Origin of the sequence: Streptomyces noursei (genome assembly GCF_016917755.1) — a bacterium.
GTDB lineage: Bacteria > Actinomycetota > Actinomycetes > Streptomycetales > Streptomycetaceae > Streptomyces > Streptomyces yunnanensis.
Window position 1 is genome coordinate 3,911,435 of record NZ_CP070326.1, and the last position, 21,897, is coordinate 3,933,331.

Here is a 21,897-nt window from a genome sequence, read left to right on the forward strand (position 1 = left end):
GGTCGCGGCGGACGCTTCGGTCCGCGGCGACCGCCCTCGTCGTATGGCGGGCGGGCGGTTCACTGCCCGCAGTCGACGTCCTGGAGCGTGATCGGGTGCGACTCCAGGCGGACGTAGGCGGTGAAGCTGCGGGTGGCGCCGCCGTCCCAGCCGGTGGTGACGGTGGCCCAACCGACGCCCGCGGACTGGGCGGTGGTGACCGGGCCGACGGTGATCGCCTGCGGGGTGTTCTGGGCGCAGAGCAGCAGGTCGTAGCCGTCGGTGTGGGCGGCACGGTCCTTGAGGTAGGCGGAGACCTGGTGCGCGCGCTGGTGCGGGGTGGGGCCGTGCTGGCCGTAGAAGCCGGCCAGGAAGCGGTGGATCTCGGCGGCGGTGTGGCGGCCGGCGGGGTCGCTGCGGACGGTGGCGGCGGCGGGTGCGGTGGCGGCGAGGGTCAGGCCGAGGGCCGCGGCACAGGCGGCGACGGCGGTGACGGGACGCGATGCGGTACGGGACATGGCAGGTCCTCACCTTCAGGGCGTGTGACTGCGTAGACAGCCATGTCCGGCGCATGGTTGCGGTGCCGGACAACCCGAACAAAGGGGGACGGGTGTCCGCATCCGGCCGCGCCGCCCGGCGGCCCTGCGGCCCCTGTCCCCGCCCCGGTCAGGACACCACGTCCTTGCGGGCGAAGCCGCGGAAGGCCAGTGCGACGAGCACCAGCGCGTAGGACACCGACACCGAGGCGCCTTGGAGCATCCCGGACCATTCCAGCTGGGGTTGGAGGGCGTCCGCCCAGGAGTACTGCCAGTGCGCGGGCAGCACCGCACGCCAGTCGCCGAGCGCGGTGACCTGGTCGAGGACGTTGCCGACGATGGTCAGTCCGACGGCGCCGCCGACCGCGCCCAGCGGCGCGTCGGTCACCGTGGACAGCCAGAACGCCAGCGCCGCGGTGACCAGTTGGCTGACGAAGACATAGCCGGTCACCAGCGCCAGCCGCAGCACCGCGTCGCCCGGGGCGAGCGCGCCCCCGGTGGGCAGTTGCAGCGGGCCCCAGCCGTACGCGGCGGTGCCCACCGCCAGCGCGACCAGCGGCAGCAGCAGCATCGCGGCGGCGCTGAACACCAGCCCCACGGTCAGCTTGCTCAGCAGCAGCCGGGCCCGCGGCACCGGCGCGGCCAACAGATAGCGCAGCGACGCCCAGCTCGCCTCCGAGGCCACGGTGTCCCCGCAGAACAGCGCGACCGGCACCACCAGCAGGAAGCCGGCGGAGACGAACAGCGCGGTGGCGGCGAAGTTGGCGCCGGAAGCGGTGGCGGTGGTCATCAGACTGATCCGGCCGGTGTTCCGGGTGCTGGGATCGCCGCCGATCGCGAACGCCGCGACCAGGACGAACGGCAGCAGCGTCAGGATCGCGCCGATCACCAGGGTGCGGCGGCGGCGCAGCTGGCGGCGGGCCTCGACGCGCAGCGGCAGGGTGCGGCGGGCGCGGTAGCCGGGCGCGGCCGCCGGGGTGGTCGCGGTCATCGTCCGTCTCCTCCGATCAGGGTGAGGAAGGCGTCCTCCAGGCGGCGGTGCGGGCCGACGCGGTGCACCGGGACTTCCAGCCGGACGAGTTCGGCCAGCAGGTGCGGGGTGCCGTCCGGCGCGGCCAGCCGGACCAGCAGGCCCTCGTCGGCGCGGACCGCCGAGACCACGCCGGGCAGCGCGTCGACCTTCTCCACCACCGCGTCGGGCAGCGGCGCTGCGGCGCCGACGTCGATCAGCACGGTGTCGCCGGAGCCCACGATCTCGCCGACCGGGCCGGCCTGGACCAGCCGACCGCGGTCCATCACGACCAGGTGGGTGCAGCTCTGCTCGACCTCGGACAGCAGATGGCTGGAGACGATGACGGTGCGGCCGGCCGCGGCGTAGCGGATCATCACCTCGCGCATCTCGCGGATCTGCGGCGGGTCCAGGCCGTTGGTCGGCTCGTCGAGGATCAGCAGGTCCGGCAGGCCCAGCATGGCCTGGGCCAGGGCCAGGCGCTGCCGCATGCCCTGCGAGTAGGTGCGCACCGCGCGCTCCAGGGCGTCGCCCAGGCCGGCGATCTCCAGCGCCTCCTCGGTGTGCGCGTCGGCGGCGGGCCGGCCGGTCGCCTGCCAGTACAGGTCGAGGTTGGCGCGGCCGGACAGGTGCGGCAGGAAGCCGGCGCCCTCGACGAACGCGCCGACCCGGGACAGCACCGGCGCGCCCGGCCGGACCGCCTGGCCGAACACCCGGACCTCCCCGCCGTCCGGGCGGATCAGCCCCATCAGCATCCGCAGGGTGGTGGTCTTGCCGGCGCCGTTGGGTCCCAGCAGGCCCAGCACCTGGCCGCGTTCGACCCGGAAGGTGAGGTCGCGGACCGCGTACCGGTCAGTGGACTTGGCGTAGCGCTTGCTCAGATCGGTGATCTGCAGCGGGACGTCGGCCAGGGCCGGGTCGGGGGCCGGTGCCGCCGTCCGGCGGCGGGCGGTGAGCAGCAGCAGCGCGGCCACCACCGCGGCGACCGCGGGCAGCGCCCAGGTCCAGGCGGGCAGCGGGGCGGCGGCGGTGCGCACCTCGGGCGCGGTGGGCACGCTCAGCTCGCCCGTCGTGGCGGCGGCGGTGCCCCCGCCGCCGGCCAGGGAGACGGTGTAGGTGGCGGGCTCGACGGGGGTGGCGTAGCCCAGGTCGGTGGCGGAGAGCACCAGGCGCAGCCGGTGCCCGGCCGCGAAGTCATGGTCGACGGCGGGGAGTTGGAGCCGCACGGTGCGGCCCTCCCCGGCCCCTTCGATGCGGTACGGCGTGACCAGTTGGGACGGCAGCAGTTGGCGGCGGCCGTCCGGGGCGACGTCGTAGAGCTTGGCGAAGACCACCGCGTCCGGGGAGTTGGAGCGGATCCGCACGGTGGCGGTGGGGCTGCCGGTGAGGCGGACGGCGGTGCGCAGCGGCGCCGAGTCGAAGTGGGCGTACTGGCCGGGGAAGTCCAGGGAGAGGCCGCCGGCGCCGAGCGCGGAGAGGTTGCCGAGGGCGCCGGCGCCGGGGACCGCGGAGATCGCCGGCGGGGCGGCTCCTGCGGGGTTGGCGAAGCGCTGTTCCCGGCCGGTCAGCGGGATGCGGCGGGGGTCGTGGTCCAGGCCCGGGTAGTCGTCGGCGCCGGCGCCGCGCAGCCGTACGGTGCCGTCGGTGGAGTTCACTCCCCCGCTGCGGCTGATCCGGAACGCCGGCCCGGTGTCGGCGTGCGGGTCGCCCTTGAGGTAGCGGTCGAACCACGCCGACGTGCGGGCGGTGAGCCGGGTGGTCTCGCGGTCGCCGCCGTCGTGCCCGCCGGCGATCCAGTCGACGGCGACGGGCGCGCCGTTGTGGCGGAGGGCCCGCGCCGTGGCGTCGGCCTGGCCGAGCGGGAACAGCGAGTCGGTCTGGCCCTGCATGAGCAGGGCGGGCACCTTGATGCGGTCGGCGACGGCCGAGGGGCTGCGGGCCGCCAGCAGTTGGCGGGCCGCGGCGTCCGGTGTGCCGCTGACCGCGACCCGCTCGTACATCGCGCACAGGGCGGGTTGGAACCGTCCGCAGCCGCCGGACGCCGCGGACGGGTCGGACGGACCGGATGCGTCGGACGAGGTGGAAGGGGCCGAAGGGGCGGCCGGGGCTCCGGTGGCGGAACCGGCCGTACCCGTGGTGAAGAAGATCCCGGCCCACAGCTTCTTGAACACCCCGTTGGGGAACAGGGCGTCGGCGAGGTTCCAGTAGGTGATCTGCGGGGCGATGGCGTCCACGCGCGGATCGTGCCCGGCGGCCAGCAGCGCGATCGCGCCGCCGTACGAGGCGCCGGCGATGCCCACGCGCGGGTCGCCGGGCTTGTCGAGCCGCACCTCGGGACGCTCGGCGAGCCAGTCGATCAGCCGGCTGACGTCGGCGACCTCGCCGTTCGGGTCGTTCAGCCCGATCTTGCCGGTGGACTTGCCGAAGCCGCGCGCCGACCACGTCAGCACCGCGTAGCCGTCCCGGGCCAACTGCTCGGCCTCGGCGCGGACATCGGACTTGCTGCCGCCGAAGCCGTGGCCGAGGAGGACCGCGGGCCGGCGGCCGGCGGCGCCCCCGGCGGTGAAGAAGGAGGTGTCGATCCGCACCGTGCCCGGGCCGCCGGGCGTCTCGGGCATCGTCAGGAAGTGGTCCTCGCGGTGCACGGAGGGTGGGGCGTCCGAGGCGGCGGCCACCCAGGTGCCGCCTCCTATGAGGAGGGCCAGCGCGCCCACGGCGGCATAGAGCCGGCGCCCGCGCAGTCGGAGATCCATGGCTGAATCCTAGGTACCGGCCCGGGCGGGCGACCCGTCCCCGGGGCGGAACCGGGCCCCCTCCTCATGGAGTAGCGCCGTTCGGGCCCGTACCGCGTCCGTGGTACGGGCCCGAACGGCGCTGCGTCCCGCCGCGGTCAGTACTGCGGCGGGCCGAAACCGCTCTGCGGGGGGTGCGGGGGCTGCGGCACGCCGGGCGGCATGGGCGGGCCACCGACCGGGGGCATCGCCGGCGGGCCGGGCTGCTGCCAGCCGGGCTGCTGCCAGCCGGCCTGCGGCGGGGCCACGGGGCCCGGAACGAATCCGGGGCCGGCGAAGGCGAGGGCCGGGGACGGCGGCTGCCAGGCGGGCGCGACCGGCTCGCCGCGGACCATCAGCGCGACCAGCGCCAGCGAACCGAACAGATCGAGCGCCAGCTGGACGCAGATGATGATGCTCAGGCCCGGCATCGTCTTGCTCATCTCCAGGAACGTGCCGGAGGCGAGGAACGAGACGACCGTCAGCACGGCGCTGGGCAGCAGGGCGATGGCCAGGCCGAGGGCGAGACCGCGGGCCGCGCAGCCGCGGGTCAGGCAGTTCAGGCCGGCGATCGCGGTCAGCAGGAAGAACACCACCGCGTACCAGCCTGGCGCGAGCGCCAGCAGCGAGGACAGCACGCCCTTGCCCAGGTAGAGCATGGTGAAGGTCTCGGGGCCGCCCTGCACCAGCATGTAGACCTGGTAGACGACGTAGCACAGCGCCATCGCGCCGAGCACCAGACCGCCGAGCACGCCGCCGGCCCGGCCCGGGCGGGCCGGCGGCCCACTGGGGGCCGGGCGCGGCCAGGAACGCATCCCGGCGAGCAGCACGACGCCGGCGACCAGGGTCAGCAGGAACAGCGGCAGGCTGCTGAGGAAGACCCCGTCGAAGGTGGCGGTGCCGGTCTGGGCGTTGCGGAACCAGCGCTCGTCGCTGGTGTGGTTGCCCACGCTGACCAGGGCCTGGAGGGCGGTGGCGAAGGTGACGGTGGTGGCCACGGCCAGCAGTCCGCCGGCCGACCGGCGACCGGTGAACGCCGCGCCGGCGGCGGCCAGTTGGAGCAGTCCGAAGCCGAGTTGGACGGGGTTGGTGACCTCGTTGACGCCCGGTCCGCGGGCACCGATCCAGCCGTCCCAGACGCCGACCACGCCGAACGCGCCGATGTCGACGGCGAGCCAGTACGCCGTCCACAGGAAGAACAGCAGGCAGAGGATGCCCCCGGTGATCCGTGCGCCCTTGGCCAGCGCCATGCCTTGTGCCATCTCGTCCCCCGTCGTGTCAGTGCCGCGCCGCCGGCCTCCGGCGGCGCGAGGAGCACCGTAGCAACGCCCGTCCGCACGGTCTCCCCCTGGGCGGCGGTCCGTTGCCGGGTGCGGGGGAGACTCCCTGCCGGCGGGGGTCCGGCAGGGAGTCCGGACGGGAGCGCCCGTGAGGGGGGCGCCCCGCCGGCCGGGGGCCTGGCTGCCGCTCAGTGGTTGCGCGGGAAGCCCAGGTTGATGCCGCCGTCGGACGGGTCGGGCCAGCGGGTGGTGACGACCTTGCCGCGGGTGTAGAAGTGCACGCCGTCGTTGCCGTAGATGTGGTGGTCGCCGAAGAGCGAGTCCTTCCAGCCGCCGAAGGAGTGGTAGCCCACCGGGACCGGGATCGGCACGTTCACGCCGACCATGCCGGCCTCGACCTCCAGCTGGAAGCGGCGGGCCGCGCCGCCGTCCCGGGTGAAGATCGCGGTGCCGTTGCCCCACGGCGAGGAGTTCATCAGCTCGATGGCCTGCTCGTAGGTCTCGACGCGGACGACCGAGAGCACCGGGCCGAAGATCTCGTCGCGGTAGGCGTCCATCTCCGGCGTGACGTTGTCCAGCAGCGAGACGCCGATCCAGTGGCCGTCCTCGTAGCCCTCGACGGTGTAGCCGGTGCCGTCGATGACGACGTCGGCGCCCTGGGCGGCGGCGCCGGTGACATAGGAGGCGACCTTGTCGCGGTGGGCCTTGGTGATCAGCGGGCCCATCTCGGAGGCCGGGTCGTCGCCGGGGCCGATGCGCAGCTTGTCGGCGCGCTCCTTGATCTTGCCGATCAGCGGGTCGGCGGTGTCGCCGACGGCCACCACCACGGAGATCGCCATGCAGCGCTCGCCGGCCGAGCCGTATGCGGCGTTGATCGCGGAGTCGGCGGCCAGGTCGAGGTCGGCGTCCGGGAGGACCAGCATGTGGTTCTTGGCGCCGCCCAGCGCCTGCACGCGCTTGCCGTGGGTGGTGCCGGTGGTGTGGATGTAGCGGGCGATGGGGGTGGAGCCCACGAAGGAGACCGCGGCGACGTCCGGGTGCTCCAGGAGGGCGTCGACGGCCACCTTGTCGCCGTTGACGATGTTCAGCACGCCGTCGGGCAGGCCCGCCTCGGCGGCCAGCTCGGCGAGCTTGAACGCGGCGCTGGGCACCTTCTCGCTCGGCTTCAGGACGAAGGTGTTGCCGCACGCGATGGCGATCGGGAACATCCACATCGGCACCATGGCCGGGAAGTTGAACGGCGTGATGCCGGCGACCACGCCCAGCGACTGCCGGATCGAGGCCACGTCCACCCGCGTCGAGACCTGGGTGGACAGCTCGCCCTTGAGCTTCTCCGGGATGCCGCAGGCCAGCTCGACGATCTCCAGGCCGCGGGCGACCTCGCCGAGCGCGTCGGAGTGCACCTTGCCGTGCTCCGCGGTGATCAGCTGGGCCAGCTCGTCGCGGTGCGCGTCCACCAGCTCGCGGTACTTGAACAGCACCGAGGTGCGCTTGGCCAGCGAGCTGGTGCCCCAGCTGCGGAACGCCTCCTTGGCGGTGCGCACCGCGGCGTCCACCTCCTCGACGGAGGCGAAGGCGACCTGCTTCTCCTGGGCGCCGGTGGCCGGGTTGTAGACCGGCCCGAAGTTGCCCGAGACGCCCTCGACGGGCTTCCCGCCGATCCAGTGGTTGATGGTCTTCATGCGAGGGGCCTTTCGTACGGTGCGGCAGAGCGGATGTCAGAGGTGGCGGCGGCGCGCGGCGGCGTGCTCGTCGTACGCCTTGCGGGCTGCGACCGCCGCCGGACGCGTCGCGGTCTCGGCAACGGGTACATCCCACCAGGCCTGTGCCGGCGGCGCGCCCGGCACAGTGTCAGTCGTTTTGGTCTCCACGTAGACACATGTGGGCGCTTTTGCGTCACGCGCCTCGGCGAGCGCGGTGCGCAGCTCGGCGACCGTCGTGGCACGCAGCACCCGCATGCCCAGCGAGGCGGCGTTGGCGGCGAGATCGACGGGCAGCGGAGCGCCGGTGTACGTGCCGTCCGCGGCGCGGAAGCGGTAGTCCGTGCCGAAGCGCTCGCCGCCGGTCTCCTGGGAGAGACCGCCGATGGAGGCATAGCCGTGGTTCTGGATGAGGACGAGGGTGATGTTGATGCCCTCCTGGACCGCGGTGACGATTTCAGTGGGGTTCATCAGGTATGTACCGTCGCCGACGAGCGCCCACACCGGCCGGTCCGGAGCGGCCATCCGGACGCCGATCGCGGCCGGGATCTCATAGCCCATGCAGGAGTAGCCGTACTCCAGGTGGTACTGCCTGCGGGACCGGGCGCGCCAGAGTTTGTGCAGGTCGCCGGGGAGGGAACCGGCCGCGTTGAGGATGATGTCGGACGCGTCGACGACCGCGTCCAGCGCGCCGAGGACCTGGGTCTGCGACGGCTGCGCCGACGGGTCGGCGGCCTCGTAGGCGGCATCCACCCGCCGCTCCCAGTCCGCCTTCGCGGCGGCGTACTCCGCCTCGTAGGCCGCCGCGACCCGATGGCCGGCAAGGGCCCCGCGGAGCGCGTCGAGCCCGGCGCGGGCGTCGGCCACCAGGGCCAGCGCGCCGAGCTTGTGGGAGTCGAACGCGGCGATGTTGAGGTTGACGAAGCGGACCCCGGGCTCGGCGAACAGGGTGGCCGAGGCGGTGGTGAAGTCGGTGTAGCGGGTGCCGACACCGATCACCAGGTCGGCCCGCCGGGCCAGCCCGTCGGAGGTGGCGGTGCCGGTGTGCCCGATGCCACCGACGTCCGCCGGGTGGTCGTGGGCCAACGACCCCTTGCCCGCCTGGGTGGACGCCACCGGGATGCCGGTCGCCTCGACGAACGCCCGCAGCGCCTCCTCCGCCTCGCTGTGGTGGACGCCGCCGCCCGCGACGATCAGCGGTCGGCGGGCCGCCCGGACGGCCCGGACGGCGTCCGCCAGGGCGTCGGCGTCCGGCGCCGGGCGGGGCACCCGCCACACCCGGTCGGCGAAGAACTCCACCGGCCAGTCGTACGCCTCGGCCTGCACGTCCTGCGGCAGCGCGAGGGTGACCGCGCCGGTGTCGACCGGGTCGGCGAGCACCCGCATCGCCTGGAGGGCCGCCGGGATCAGCGCCTCGGGGCGGGTGATCCGGTCGAAGTAGCGGGAGACCGGGCGCAGCGCGTCGTTGACCGACACATCGCCCGCGAAGGGCACTTCGAGCTGCTGGAGCACCGGGTCGGCGGGCCGGGCGGCGAACACGTCGCCGGGCAGCAGGAGCACCGGGAGGCGGTTGACGGTGGCCAGCGCGGCACCGGTGACGAGGTTGGTGGCGCCGGGTCCGATGGAGGTCGTCACGGCCTGCGCGGAGAGCCGGTCGCACTGCCGGGCGTAGCCCACCGCGGCGTGCACCATGGCCTGCTCGTTGCGCCCCTGGAGGTACGGGAGTCGCGGCGGCGCGCCGGCCGCCCCCCGGGGCGCCGCGCTGCCGGACTCCAGCAGCGCCTGCCCGATACCGGCGACGTTGCCGTGTCCGAAGATGCCCCAGCAGGCGCTGATCAACCGGTGCCGGCGACCGTCCCGCTCGGTGTACTGGTGGGTGAGGAACTCGACCAGCGCCTGCGCCACGGTGAGCCGCCGGGTGCCGCCGTCCGCCGCCGCGCCCTGCGCCGCGACGGCCGTCGGATCGCTCGTCGCGCCCTCGGCGGGGACGGTGACCGGGGCGTTGCTCGGGGCGTGGGACGGGGCGTCGCCGGGGGTGTTGAGGGGGGCGGTCATCGCGGGTCTCCTGCCGGTGCTTCGTACAGAGGGAGTCGGGGGTCGACCGGCTGCTGCGGCCAGGTCGCGCGGATCCAGCCGTGGTCGGGGTGGTCGCAGATCAGCCACTCGCGCTTCTCGCCGGGCCCCGCCATGACGTTGAGGTAATACATGTCGTGCCCGGGGGCGGCGATGGACGGGCCGTGCCACCCGTCCGGGATCAGCACCGCGTCCCCCGTGCGGACCTCGGCCAGGACGTCCGTACCGCGCCCGCGCCCGGAGGGCGTCACCCGCTGATAGCCCAGCCCCTCCGTCCCGTGGGCGGCCGCGATCTCGAAGTAGTAGATCTCTTCGAGCTCGGCCTCCTCCCCGGGGCGGCACTCGTCGTGCTTGTGCGGCGGATACGAGGACCAGTTGCCGCCGGGGGTGAGCACTTCCACCGCGATCAGCCGATCGCACGCGAAACCCTGTCGACTGTCGCCTCCGGCGGGGGCTGCCGCGGCGAAGTTGTTGACCTGCCGCGAGCAGCTGCCGGTGCCGCGCAGCTCCACGGGCACGTCGGACGCGGCGCCGTAACGAGCGGGCAGCCGGCGCTCGCAGCGCGCCCCGGTGAGCGCGAACCGCCCGCCGGCCCGGCTGTCGATCCGGACCCGCGCGTCCCGCGGTACGTAGGCGAAGTCCGTCACCCCGCTGAACACGCTCTCCCGCCCGGCCAGTTCGAACGTCCCGCCGGCGGGGACGGCCGCGTCGCCGGCGCCGTCCTCGGAGGCGTCCGCGCGGACCGTGCAACCGCCGGAGAGGGGCAGCACGATCCATTCGCTGTCGCCGGTGGCGAAGGTGTGGTGGCCGCCCGGCGGCAGTTCGAGGATCCGCAGCGAGGAGTAGCCCCAACCGGCCTTCTCGGGCGAGACGTCCAGCGCATACGGCCCGTCGGCGCCGCGGCCCGCGACCAGGTGGAACCCACCGGCGGCTACGGGCGCGGGGGCGACCGCGCCTCCGGCGGCCACGACACGCGCCGCATCCGCCCCATCCGCCGTACCTGCCGTACCTGTCATATCTGCCGTACCTGTCACATCTGCCGTATCCGCAAACTCAGCACTCATGACTGCAAGTCTCCTCCTCGCCACTGACAGTGAAGTCCTTCTTCGCACGGCGCCGCGGCCGCAGGACTGCAGGACGCCCACGGCTGCCGAAGTCCCACGCCTACAGAAGTCCCACGGCCGTATCGACCGCGGCGGCCACGTCGCCGTCCGCCGGGTAGAGCAGCGAGCGGCCGACGACCAGGCCGTGCACGGTCGGCAACCGGAGCGCCTTGCGCCACTTCTCGTAGGCGGCCTCCTGCTCCGCCACGGTCCCGCCGACCTCGCCGCCGAGGAGAACGGCGGGCAGGGTGGACGTCTCGCAGACCCGGGCCATCGCCTCGGGGTCGTCGGTGACGGGCAGCTTCAACCAGGTGTAGGCGGAGGTGCCGCCGAGGCCGGAGGCGATGGCGACGGAACGGGTGACGGCCTCCGGGCTGAGGTCGTTGCGCACCACCCCGTCCACCCGTCGGGAGAGGAACGGTTCGACGAAGGTGGGGAGTTGCCGTTCCGCCATCGCGTCGATGGCTCGGGCGGTGGCCTCCAAAGTGGTCAGCGACCCGGGGTCGTCGTAGTCGATGCGCAGCAGGAGCTTGCCCGCGTCGAAGCGGAGCCGGGCGATGTCCTGGGGGCGGTGGCCGGTGAAGCGGTCGTCCATCTCGAAGGAGGCGCCCGCGATGCCGCCCCGGTTCATGGAACCCATGACGACCTTGCCTTCGAGGGCACCGAGGAGGAGCAGGTCCTCCAGGATGTCGGCGGTGGCCAGCACCCCGTCCACACCGGGCCGGGACAGTGCCAGGACCAGCCGCTCCAGCAGGTCCAGGCGGTTGGCCATGGCCAGTTGGCGGTCACCCACGGCGAGCGCACCCCGGGCCGGATGGTCGGCGGCGACGATCATCAGTCGGCCGTTGTCGCCGAGCAGCGGGCGCCGGGCGCGGCGGGCGGCGGCCTCCGCGACGGCTTCGGGATGCCGGGCCCGCAGCGTCGGGAGGTCACTGATCCGAGGAGTCAAGGCTCAACTCACCTTCTTGAGGACATTGAGTGGGGGCGGGGCTTGAGGAAGGGGCAGGAGAAGGGGTGGACGGGACGAGCGAGCGCCCCGTTCACCGCCCGGCAAGGAACTCCTCGACCTCGCCGGCCGTCGGCATCGCGGACGAGCATGCCAACCGGGAGGCGACGATCGCCCCGGCGGCGTTGGCGTAACGCATCATCGGCGCCAACTCCCAACCGGCCAGCAGCCCATGGCACAGCGCCCCGCCGAACGCGTCGCCGGCCCCGAGCCCGTTGACGACCTCGACAGGGGTGGGCGGCACCTCGGCGGTGCGCCCGTCCCGGTGGACGGCGAGCACCCCCTTCGGCCCCTGTTTGACGACGGCCAGTTCCACACCCCTCTCCAGCAGCGCCTCGGCGCACGCCTTCGGGTCCCGGAGGCCGGTGGCGACCTCGGCCTCGTCGACGTTGCCGACCGCGACCGTCGCATGCTTCAGCGCGGCCTCGTAGTACGGGCGGGCGGCGGCCATCGCGGCGGCCCCGGTCGCCCCGCCGTCCCCGGAGGCGCCGCCCTCCCCGCCCCAGAACATCGGCCGCCAGTCGAGGTCGAAGACGGTGATGCCGCTGCGGCCCCGGGCCTCCAGCGCGGCCAGGGTGGCGCCGCGGCTCGGCTCCTCGCACAGTCCGGTGCCGGTGATCCAGAAGATCCCGGCCGCGGAGATCGCCTCCCGGTCCAGCTCCTCGGGGTGAATGACCAGGTCGGGGGCCTTGGGGCGACGGTAGAAGTAGAGCGGGAAGTCGTCCGGCGGAAAGATCTCGCAGAACGTCACGGGCGTGGGAAGGTCCGGCACCGGGGTCACCCAGCGGTCGTCGACGCCGAAGTCGCGCAGCGCCTGATGGACGTACTCCCCGAACGGGTCCTGTCCGGTGCGGCTGATGACGGCGCTACGACGCCCCAGCCGAGCGGCCGCCACCGCCACATTGGTGGCGGACCCGCCGAGGAACTTCCCGAACGTCTCCACCTGGGCGAGCGACACCCCGGTCTGCAACGGGTAGATGTCCACCCCGATGCGCCCCATGGTGATCAGGTCGTACGGCTCGGTCATAGACGCCCCTTCGGGTCGCCCGGCGCGGCGGTGGGGTTCCCCCGCTCGGGCGGATCCGAGGGTTCGGGGGAGGCCGGCGCGACGGGTCGGTCGATCGGAACCGGCTCTCCCCGCCGGTTCCAGCTCCGACCAAAGGTCTAACGGCCAGCCACAAACCCTGTCAACAGTTTGTCCTTACATTATGACGTCAGCCACCCCATCCCGGCCATCGAACCCGCCGCCCCACCCGCGCCAACAGGGCCACCTGAGGCACCTGGGCCCCGAGGGCGGCCCAGGACACCAGGGCCACCCGAGCCGCCCTCGCCCCACCAAGTCCTTAAGTCCTTATGTCAGGACGAAGTCTTGACACTCCCCAGGGCGGCAGAGAGGCTGTGCCCCACAACCCACCCCAGTGCCTCCCGGTCATCGCCGACCGGCGAGAGGAGAGCCGCAGCATGTCCGCACCCCGTGCCGCCTCGCCCGTTCTGGACCGCCTCCGCATCGGTTCCGCCCCCGACTCCTGGGGCGTCTGGTTCCCCGACGACGAGCAGCAGGTCCCGTGGCAGCGCTTCCTGGACGAGGTCGCCGAGGCCGGCTACGAGTGGATCGAACTCGGCCCCTACGGATACCTGCCCATCGACCCCGCCGCCCTACGGGAGGAGACCTCCCGGCGCGGCCTCAAGGTCTCGGCCGGCACCATCTTCACGTCGATGCACCACGGCCCGTCCGTCTGGGACAAGACCTGGACCCACGTCTCCGAAGTCGCCTCGCTCACCCAGGCGATGGGCGCGAAGCACCTGGTCGTCATCCCCTCCTTCTGGCGGGACGACAAGACCGCCGAGATCATCGAGTCGCCCGAGCTGACCGTCGAGCAGTGGAAGCACCTGACCACCGGCATGGAGCGGCTGGGCAAGCGGGTCCGCGACGAGTTCGGCCTGGACATCGTCGTCCACCCGCACGCCGACACCCACATCGACACCGAGGAGCACGTCGAGCGCTTCCTCGACGTCACCGACTCCGACCTGGTCAACCTCTGCCTGGACACCGGCCACTACGCCTACTGCGGCGGCGACAGCGTCAAGCTGATCCGCACCTACGGAGAGCGCATCGGGTACCTCCACCTCAAGCAGGTGGACCCGGACATCCTCAGCGACGTCGTCGCCAAGGGCACCCCGTTCGGCCCGGCCGTCCAGCAGGGCGTGATGTGCGAGCCGCCGCTGGGCGTCCCGGCGCTGCCGCCCGTCCTGGAGGCCGCCCAGGAGCTGAACGTCGACCTCTTCGCCATCGTCGAGCAGGACATGTACCCCTGCCCGCCCGACCAGCCGTTCCCGATCGCCCAGCGGACGCGCCGCTTCCTGCGGTCCTGCGGGGCGTGAGCGACACCCTCCGCTCCACCGCACACGGGAGGCCCGGGCGGACGAGGAGGGCGAGGAGGGCAGGAACGACGGGGAGGGCAGGGACGATGGGGAGGCGAGCCGCACTGAGCGCGCAGTGCACAAGAGCGCATGGCACATGACGACGCGTAGTGCATGACCACGCGTGGCGCAGGACGACGCGTGGCACATGGACAGGGACGACGAGATCGACGAAGGGCGTGAGGGACGGATGGGCGAGATGGGCGAGACGGGTGCGCAGGGTTCGCGCGGGACGCTGGGCGTGGCGGTCATCGGGACCGGGCGCATGGGGGCCGACCATGTGCGACGCATCAATGACGTGATCAGTGGGGCCAGGGTGGCGGCCGTGGCCGACATCGACGCCGGCCGGGCGGAGCGCCTCGCCCACGGCATCGAGGGAGCCACCGCGTACACCGAACCGGCCGCCGCCATGGACGATCCCGGCGTGGACGCCGTGCTGATCGCCTCGCCCGGCCCGGCCCACGAGGCGGCGCTGCTCGACGCCTTCGCCCGCGACCTGCCGGTGCTGTGCGAGAAGCCGCTGACCCCCGACGCCGCCTCCGCGCTGCGGGTCCTGGAGGCCGAGCAGAAGCTGGGCCACCGGCGGGTCCAGGTCGGGTTCATGCGCCGCTACGACGCCGGCTACCGCGCCCTCAAGTCCCTGCTGGACAAGGGCGCTTACGGCCGCCCGCTGATGCTGCACAACAAGCACCGCAACGTCGACACCCCGCCCGGCTTCACCAACGCGATGATGATCAACGACTCGGTGGTGCACGAGATCGACGTGACCCGCTGGCTGCTGGACGAGGAGATCACCGCCGTACGCGTACTGCGGCCGGCACCGACCGACAACGCGCCGGAGGGGCTGAGCGACCCGCAGCTGATCCTCTTCGAGACGGCGGGCGGCCAGGTCGTGGACACCGAGCTCTTCGTCAACTGCCGCTTCGGCTACCAGGTCAGCTGCGAGGCGGTCTGCGAGGCCGGCACCGCCCGGATCGGCGATGACCACGGGGTGTACGTCAACACCGCGGGCCACTGGGGCGGCACCATCACCCCCGGCTTCGTGGAGCGCTTCGAGGACGCCTACGACCGGCAGGTGCAGCACTGGGTGGACGCCACCCGGCGCGGCGAGGTCGAGGGCCCCAGCTGCTGGGACGGCTATGCGGCGGCCGCGGTGTGCGAGGCGGGAGTGCTGGCCCAGGCCACCGGCGACCGGGTCGTCGTCGAGCTGATCGAGCGGCCGGACCTCTATCGATGAGCGGTCGGCGCAACCGCGTCACGGCCGTGGACGAACTGCGACTCGGAGGCGAGATGGGGCTCGAAACGAGGCTCGTGGACGAGTTATGAAGCGCGGCAGAGCCATGGCCCCGGAAGGGACTCCGAAAACTCCGGAAAGGATTCCCGGAGGGTCATGTGACCGTGAATGAATCGCCGCTACGGGCGAGTTACCCCTGTGGGCGGGCCGAGGCCGCCGGGAAAGGGGCTCCGTAGCGGAGCGGTTCGTACGGCTGGCGAGCGCGGTCCGACCGGCCCCGCTCGCCCCCCGTTGTGTGTTTCCAGTTCGCCGGCAATCAGTTGCCGCGCGCCGTTGGCGCTTTCTGCGTGGGCCGTCCGCTCCTTACGCGCGCCATCCGCGCCCACCCGACGCGCACAAACGAGCAAACAAGCCACCGAAAGGCCGCACCATGTCCACTGCGCACGGTCCATGCACGCCCGAAAGGCCAGCGTTTTCGGAAACCGCTCCCGAGCCGCCCGGCACGCTGTCGGCGCGTGACGCCATGGCGATCGGGGGCTGACGATGGCAGCTCCGACCAGTCGGTCCGCGTCCACCGCCGGGCCCGAAGCGCAGGGGAACGCCGCAGGGCAGGACCACGGCCGCCCCGGCGCCCCGTCCCCCACCGCCAAGCGGTTCATCGTCGCCATCGCCGCCATCGCCGCGCTCGGCGGCGCCCTGTTCGGCTACGACACCGGGGTGGTCTCCGGTGCGCTCCCCTTCATGGAGCAGCACTTCGGCCTCACGTCCCTCAGCGAGGGCGTCATCACCAGTGCGCTCCTGATAGGCGCGGCGTTCGGCTCGCTGATCGGCGGCCGGATGTCCGACGGACTGGGACGACGCAACTCGCTGCTGTGGGCGGGTGCGGTGTTCATCGGCGGGGCGGTGGCGGTCGCGGTGGCGCCGACCGTGCCGTTCATGACCGTGGCGCGCTTCGTGCTGGGCCTCGCCGTCGGCAGCGCCTCCGTCATCACCCCGCTCTACCTCTCCGAGATCGCACCGTCGCACATCCGCGGCCGGCTGGTCTCGTTCAACTCCCTGATGATCGTCAGCGGTCAGCTGCTGGCGTACCTCGTCAACGCCGTACTGGCCCACTGGGAGGCGTGGCGCTGGATGCTGGGACTGGCCGCGCTGCCCGCGGTGGCGCTGTTCCTCGGCGTCCTCTTCCTGCCCGATACGCCGCGCTGGTACATCAGTCGCGGTCGGCGGGACGAGGCTGCCGCGGTGCTGCGCCGTACGTTGGCCGCCGACGACGTCCCGGACGAGCTCGCCCGTATCGCACAGGCCCGCGACCTGGAGACCGACGCTCGAAGCGGCGCCTGGCGGGAACTGCAGCTCCCCTGGGTGCGACGACTGCTGCTGGTCGGCATCGGGCTGGCGATCGTCCAACAGATCACCGGCGTCAACGCGGTCATCTACTTCGCGCCCAAGATCCTGGCGACGACCGGCCTGGGCACCAACGCCGCGATCACCGCCACCATCGCGGTCGGCGCCGTCTCGGTCGTCGCCACCGCGATCGGCATGTCCCTGATCGACCGGGTGGGCCGGCGTCCCATGCTCCTGTGGGGACTGTCCGGGATGACCGTGTCGCTGGCCCTGCTGGGGGCGGCGTTCCATCTGCCGCACTCCACCGCCGTCAGCTACCTGGTCCTCGGTCTGATGGTCCTGTACATGGGCTTCATGCAGGCGACCCTCAACACCGGCGTCTGGCTGCTGCTCGCCGAGATGTTCCCGCTGAAGGTGCGTGGACTGGCCATGGGCGCGGCGGTGTTCGTGATGTGGCTGGTCAACTTCGCGATCGCGCTGGTCTTCCCGGTGCTGCTCGACGCGGTCGGCGCCGGGGTCACGTTCTGGCTCTTCAGCGCGATGTGCGTGCTCTCGCTGATCTTCTGCAAGCGGTACGCCCCGGAGACGAAGGGCCTGGCGCTGGAGGACCTGGAACAGGAACTGCGCAGGACAGCGCAAGGAGCCGCCCCGAAGAACGCCCCGCAAAGCACCCCGGGCGCACCCCGCTGAACCACCCGACCACCCGACCGGACGACGGCACGACGGCACGACGGCACGGCATGAAGGGAACGAGGGGAACAAGGGGAACGAAGGGAGCGCTGAGGTAGCGGAAGTGACGGAAGATCGGAATGAACGGAACTGACGGTTCCCGAGACACTTCCGGCCAATCCCTGCACCTTTCGGAACCACACTTCGTCCTCCCCGCGCGCAAAGGGGTGCGCTCACATCCAACGCATCCAACGGGGGGAAGCAATGGAATTCGTGAAAGCCAACACAACGGGCTTCAAGGAAGCCACTGACGAAGCCACAAGCAAAGCCACCCGCAAAGCCGCAAGCAAAGCTGCGAGCGATACCGCGGGCGCCGCGACCGGCACGGGAGCCGTGCGGGGCGTCGGCCGGGCCCTCCCGCGTACGGGGACCCTCGCGGCGACTGCGGGGCTGCTGACCGCCGGACTGCTCACCGGCCCGGCGGTCGCCGCCGGTCCGGCCGGACGGGCCGACTCCACGCAACCCGCCACGTTTGCCGCCTGCGCGTTCTACAACGGGAACGCCCTGACCGTCTACGGCCAGCACGGCGACCGCGTCAGGCAGGCGCAGTGCCTGCTGGCGAACCGCCACTACCTGACCTGGAAGGACGTGACCGGCAACTTCGGCGCGAAGACCCGGACCGCGGTGAAGGAGTTCCAGACCGCACACCATCTGGCCGCCGACGGCAAGGTCGGCAAGGGGACGTGGCGGGCGCTGTACTCCTGATCGTTCCCGTCCGTTCCTGATGCGAGGCGTCCCTGACGCCGTACCACGAGGTGGCGGTCGGTCTCCCTGACGGGGATCGGCCGCCACCTCGCCGCGTGGCGGCCGACGTTCGGGCCGGCGGGCGGCGACGCCCCGTCCGGTTCGTCCCGTTGAGATCTTTCCGTCCCACCCCTGTCACGGCTGTCACCGTTGCGCGGGCCTTCCGTCACAGCCCTTCAACAGCCCCTCGCCGAGGGTCACTCACCGTCGTTGTCCCGGCACAGGGTGAGTGATCGCCCCGCCGTACGCAGCCCTCCGCCGGCTCGCCGGGCCGACCTGCGTGCGGCGCCAAGGAGGTGCGCAGAGATGACCGATCGAAGGCTCTGGTCCTACAAGGAGATCGCCGCCCATATCCAGGTGCAGCCGGACACCGTGCGTTCCTACCGCAAGCACGGCTTGCTACCGGATCCAGATCTGGTGGAGGGCGGCAAACCGTACTGGTTCGCCGATACCGTCAGAGCCTGGGTGGCGCGGCGGCCGGGCCACCGCGGACGGCAATGAGCGCCTGAGTCGGCGGGCACGGCCCGGCATCCGCCAGGACCGCCGGGCCGCGCCCGGACCCCGCCAGCCCACACCCCGCCACCCGCTCCGCTACGGCGCCGCCCCGACGCCGTCCCACGGCGGCGCCGTCGAGCCCCTGATCTCCAGCTCCGGGGTGACGAGCTGATGGGCGGCGGGTGCGTCGGGGTGCGCCATCCGGTCCAGCAGGCAGCGTGCGGCGCGGCGGCCGACCTCATGGCTGGCGTTGTTGACGGAGTTCAGCCAGAGGTGGCGGATGCGGGAGAGGTAGGTGTTGTCGTAGCCGACGAGGGAGAGGTCGGCGGGCACATCGAGGCCCAGTTCCCCGGCGGCGGACAGCACGCCGATGCCGGAGAGGTCGTTGAACGCGAAGACGGCGGTGGGGCGGCGACCGCCACGGGCCGGGCTGAGCAGTCGTACGGCGGCGCGGTAGCCGCCCTCCTCCGTTCCGTCGCCGCTCTCCACCACGGCGTTCGCGGCCAGCCCGTGGTCGCGCATCGTGGCCTCGAAGCCGCGCCGGCGCAGGTCGCCGACCAGCCCCTGACCTGCGAGATGGGCGATTTTGCGGTGCCCGAGGCCGATGAGGTGCTCGGTGGCGAGGCGGGCGCCGCGCTCGTCGTCGTTGGCGACGATGTCGGCCCGCGGCAGCCGGGGTTCGTGGTTGCCGGCGATGACGGTCGGCAGCCGCTCGGCGACCTCGGCGAGCCCCGTGGTGTCCGGGAGAGTGCCGACGACGACCAGGCCGTCGACCCGGAGTTCTTGGAAGGCGCGGGCGAACTCCTGGCCGGTACGCCGGTCCAGCCGGCCGTCGGCCATCAGCATCCGCAGGCCGTGGGCGTGCAACAGGGAGTTGAGGCCGTCGAGGACGTCCACGAACCACGGGTTGCGCATGTCGTTCAGCAGGACGCCGATGGTGTGCGTGCGCCGGGCGACCAGACTGCGGGCGGCGGCGTTGGGCCGGTAACCCAGTTCGTCGATGGCCTCCAGGACAGCCTGCCGCTTGGCGTCGCTGACCCTGGGTGAGCCCTGGAGGACAAGCGACACCAGCGATTTGGAGACACCGGCGCGCTCGGCGACACCACGGATCGTCGGAGGCCGGTCTGCACCGGAGCGTTCCTTGGGAGGCTCGCCCGGCGAGCCATTGGACCGTTCCATGACTGGAAATCCTTCCACCGGGTCGCATCGCCGTCAATGCGAGCACCTTCACCTTGAGCACCACCATCACCACTGCCACTGCCACCGCCGGTGCCGGTGCCGGTGCCGGTGCCGGTACGCAGAGTTGGCTACCACCGAGGGGTTGACATCAGGACATACGGACATGCAAGGTGCCGGAGACGCAGCACTTGGACCGTTCCAACTCTTGCGCCCGGATCCCGACCGCCCCGTTCGCTGCCCCACCCCTTCCGGAAGCCCGCCCACCCCACCTGCGGCGCCCTCTCCCGCAAGCTGCCCCGGCCGGCCCCTCAGCCCCCGGCCCCTCGGCCCTCCCTCTCCCTCCTCCCCACCCCACCCGCCTCCCGCCACCCCTCCCCCGAAGGAAACCCCCATGAAGATCGGCCTCATCGGCACCGGGCGCATCGGTGCGTTCCATGCCGCGACCCTGCTGAAGGTCCCCGGTGTCACCGGGCTGGTGGTCGCCGACGCGGACCCCGCGCGGGCCGCCGCACTCGCCGACAGCCTGGGCGTACGGGCCGCCGACAGCATCGAGGCGATGTACGCCGCGGACGTGGACGCGGTGGTGATCACCGCCGCGACCAGCGCGCACGCCACACTGATCCACCAGGCCCTGGATGCCGGTGTGCCGGTCTTCTGCGAGAAGCCGGTGGCGTTGGACGTGCCGGGCACCCGCGCCGTCGTGGAACGCGCCGAAGCCGGCACCGTGCCCGTGCAGATCGGCTTCCAGCGGCGGTTCGACGCCGGGTACCGCGCCGCCCGTGAGGCGTTGCGCTCCGGCGAGCTGGGCTGGCTGCACACCCTGCGCGCCTGCACCAGCGACCAGTCGCCGCCGCCGGCGGCCTTCATCCCCACCTCCGGCGGGCTGTTCCGGGACTGCAGCATCCACGACTTCGACATCATGCGCTGGCTGACCGGCCGCGAGGTGGTCTCGGTCTACGCCCAGGGCGCCAACCGCGGCGCGGACTTCTTCGCCGAGGGCGACGACGTCGACACCTGCGCCGCGCTGCTGCGCTTCGACGACGACACCCTGGCCACGGTCACCGCGACCCGCTACAACGGCGCGGGCCATGACGTCCGGCTGGAGGTCTGCGGCTCCAAGGGCGCCCGGTTCGTCGGCCTGGACGACCGGGCGCCGCTGCCGTCCGCGGAGACCAGGCTGTCCTGGCAGCGGGCGGACGCCCCGTACGCCACGTTCATGGAGCGGTTCCACGGCGCGTACGTGACCGAGCTCGCGGTCTTCGTCGAGGTGGCCGCGGGCCGTGCGCCCAGCCCCTGCACCCCGGCCGAGGCGCTGGAGGCGCTGTACGTCGCGGAGGCGTGCGACCGCTCGCGGCGGACCGGCCGACCGGTGGCCGTCGCGGACGTCCGGGCCGGGGAGGGCGGCGGGGCGGCGCCCGCGGCGTGACCGGCGCCGGCGTCATAACGCAGCGGCTGGCGGCCGGCGCCGGGGCGGAGTTGGGCGTGCTGCCGTTCATGGCACTGGTGCTCGCCGCGCTGCTGGTGGGGGTCTCCAAGACCGCCGTCGGTGGCGTGGCGACGCTGAGCGTGGCCCTCTTCGCGGCCGTGCTCCCGGCCAGGGAGTCCACCGGTGCCCTCCTTCCGCTGCTGCTCGTGGGCGATGTGCTGGCCGTCCGTGCCTATCGCGGGCACGCCGACCGGGCCGTGCTGCTCCGGCTGCTGCCGTCGGTGGCGGCCGGGTTGGTGCTCGGGGTGGTGTTCGTCGCGCGGACCAGCGATGTGGTCATGCGGCGCACCATCGGCGTGCTGCTGTTGACGGTCGCCGTGCACCACGGGTGGCGGCGGGCCCGGGCCCGGGTCCGCTCCCGGGCTCGGGCGCGCGAGCAGGGGCCGGAGCAGGGCAAGGACCGGCAGGACCGGGGGCGGCCGGGCGTCGCCGAGGACACTCCGACGGTCCGTCAACATCGTTTGCGGACGGTGTTCTTCGGGCTGGTCGCCGGGTTCGCCACCATGGTCGCCAACGCCGGGGGGCCGGCGATGTCGCTGTACCTCCTCTCGTCCGGTTTCGGGGTGCTCGGGTTCCTGGGCACCGGTGCGTGGTTCTTCCTGATCGTCAATCTCGTCAAGGTGCCGTTCAGCGTGGGACTGGGGTTGATCACGGCGGGCGGGCTCGCGCTGGACGGGTTGCTGGCGCTCGCCGTGGTCGTCGGTGCGGGTGTCGGGCGAGCGCTGGTGCACCGCATCGACCAGGGCGCCTTCGAGCGGCTGGTGCTCGTCTTCACGGCCCTGGCCAGCGCCGACCTGCTGCGCTGAAG

17 protein-coding genes are annotated in these 21,897 nt (G+C 72.8%); 7 read left to right on the forward strand and 10 right to left on the reverse strand.

The genetic code is table 11. The features are described 5' to 3' along the window. Window positions 1-59: 59 nt before the first annotated feature. The 9 genes from JNO44_RS17210 to iolC all read right to left on the reverse strand — a co-directional run bounded on the left by JNO44_RS17210 (window position 60) and on the right by iolC (window position 12,484). Window positions 60-497 (reverse strand): hypothetical protein, encoded by a 438-nt coding sequence (locus JNO44_RS17210; RefSeq protein WP_205365090.1) that lies wholly within the window; start codon window positions 495-497, stop codon window positions 60-62. 148 nt (window positions 498-645) lie between these two features. Further along, a complete protein-coding gene (locus JNO44_RS17215) occupies window positions 646-1,506 on the reverse strand; it encodes an ABC transporter permease (protein ID WP_067351380.1) in 861 nt (286 codons plus the stop codon). Beyond that, complete coding sequence (locus JNO44_RS17220; protein WP_205365091.1) at window positions 1,503-4,277, reverse strand: alpha/beta fold hydrolase; 2,775 nt, start codon at window positions 4,275-4,277, stop codon at window positions 1,503-1,505. The genes JNO44_RS17215 and JNO44_RS17220 overlap by 4 nt, the downstream gene beginning before the upstream one ends. 137 nt (window positions 4,278-4,414) lie before the next feature. Next, window positions 4,415-5,557 carry a hypothetical protein gene (locus JNO44_RS17225; RefSeq protein WP_240167569.1) on the reverse strand — a complete coding sequence of 381 codons (1,143 nt, stop codon included), beginning with the start codon at window positions 5,555-5,557 and terminating at the stop codon, window positions 4,415-4,417. 206 nt (window positions 5,558-5,763) lie between these two features. After that, window positions 5,764-7,257 (reverse strand): CoA-acylating methylmalonate-semialdehyde dehydrogenase, encoded by a 1,494-nt coding sequence (locus JNO44_RS17230; protein ID WP_205365092.1) that lies wholly within the window; start codon window positions 7,255-7,257, stop codon window positions 5,764-5,766. A 36-nt stretch (window positions 7,258-7,293) separates the two neighbouring features. After that, complete coding sequence (gene iolD, locus JNO44_RS17235) at window positions 7,294-9,330, reverse strand: 3D-(3,5/4)-trihydroxycyclohexane-1,2-dione acylhydrolase (decyclizing) (protein WP_240167570.1); 2,037 nt, start codon at window positions 9,328-9,330, stop codon at window positions 7,294-7,296. Continuing rightward, window positions 9,327-10,364: a 5-deoxy-glucuronate isomerase gene (iolB, locus tag JNO44_RS17240; RefSeq protein ID WP_240167571.1), complete on the reverse strand. Its 1,038-nt coding sequence runs from the start codon at window positions 10,362-10,364 to the stop codon at window positions 9,327-9,329. The genes iolD and iolB overlap by 4 nt, the downstream gene beginning before the upstream one ends. A 148-nt stretch (window positions 10,365-10,512) precedes the next feature. Then, the gene (locus JNO44_RS17245) at window positions 10,513-11,400 is read right to left on the reverse strand and encodes a Cgl0159 family (beta/alpha)8-fold protein (RefSeq protein WP_205365093.1); all 888 of its coding nucleotides are present in this window, start codon (window positions 11,398-11,400) and stop codon (window positions 10,513-10,515) included. Between the two features lie 91 nt (window positions 11,401-11,491). Continuing rightward, window positions 11,492-12,484 carry a 5-dehydro-2-deoxygluconokinase gene (gene iolC / locus JNO44_RS17250; protein WP_205365094.1) on the reverse strand — a complete coding sequence of 331 codons (993 nt, stop codon included), beginning with the start codon at window positions 12,482-12,484 and terminating at the stop codon, window positions 11,492-11,494. Between the two features lie 434 nt (window positions 12,485-12,918). On the opposite strand from iolC, the gene JNO44_RS17255 reads away from it, so the two are divergent. The 5 genes from JNO44_RS17255 (at window position 12,919) to JNO44_RS17275 (ending at window position 18,430) form a co-directional block, all read left to right on the forward strand. Further along, a complete protein-coding gene (locus tag JNO44_RS17255) occupies window positions 12,919-13,839 on the forward strand; it encodes a sugar phosphate isomerase/epimerase family protein (protein WP_205365095.1) in 921 nt (306 codons plus the stop codon). A 238-nt stretch (window positions 13,840-14,077) separates the two neighbouring features. Then, entirely contained in the window at window positions 14,078-15,115 is a 1,038-nt protein-coding gene (locus tag JNO44_RS17260; protein WP_205369971.1) for a Gfo/Idh/MocA family protein, read from the forward strand. Between the two features lie 540 nt (window positions 15,116-15,655). After that, window positions 15,656-17,146 (forward strand): sugar porter family MFS transporter, encoded by a 1,491-nt coding sequence (locus tag JNO44_RS17265; protein ID WP_205365097.1) that lies wholly within the window; start codon window positions 15,656-15,658, stop codon window positions 17,144-17,146. A gap of 372 nt (window positions 17,147-17,518) precedes the next feature. Further along, window positions 17,519-17,890, forward strand: a complete 372-nt coding sequence (locus tag JNO44_RS17270; RefSeq protein WP_240167572.1) for a peptidoglycan-binding domain-containing protein — start codon at window positions 17,519-17,521, stop codon at window positions 17,888-17,890. A gap of 345 nt (window positions 17,891-18,235) precedes the next feature. Beyond that, window positions 18,236-18,430 carry a MerR family transcriptional regulator gene (locus tag JNO44_RS17275; RefSeq protein WP_073442326.1) on the forward strand — a complete coding sequence of 65 codons (195 nt, stop codon included), beginning with the start codon at window positions 18,236-18,238 and terminating at the stop codon, window positions 18,428-18,430. Window positions 18,431-18,520: 90 nt separating this feature from the next. Here the strand turns inward: JNO44_RS17275 and JNO44_RS17280 are convergent, their stop codons facing one another. Beyond that, on the reverse strand, window positions 18,521-19,603 hold the full coding sequence (locus JNO44_RS17280) for a LacI family DNA-binding transcriptional regulator (protein ID WP_205365101.1): 1,083 nt from the start codon (window positions 19,601-19,603) through the stop codon (window positions 18,521-18,523). A gap of 391 nt (window positions 19,604-19,994) precedes the next feature. On the opposite strand from JNO44_RS17280, the gene JNO44_RS17285 reads away from it, so the two are divergent. Both JNO44_RS17285 and JNO44_RS17290 read left to right on the forward strand, forming a co-directional pair. Further along, the gene (locus JNO44_RS17285; RefSeq protein WP_205365103.1) at window positions 19,995-21,029 is read left to right on the forward strand and encodes a Gfo/Idh/MocA family protein; all 1,035 of its coding nucleotides are present in this window, start codon (window positions 19,995-19,997) and stop codon (window positions 21,027-21,029) included. Between the two features lie 68 nt (window positions 21,030-21,097). Next, window positions 21,098-21,895, forward strand: a complete 798-nt coding sequence (locus JNO44_RS17290; RefSeq protein WP_205369973.1) for a sulfite exporter TauE/SafE family protein — start codon at window positions 21,098-21,100, stop codon at window positions 21,893-21,895. Window positions 21,896-21,897: the final 2 nt, after the last annotated feature.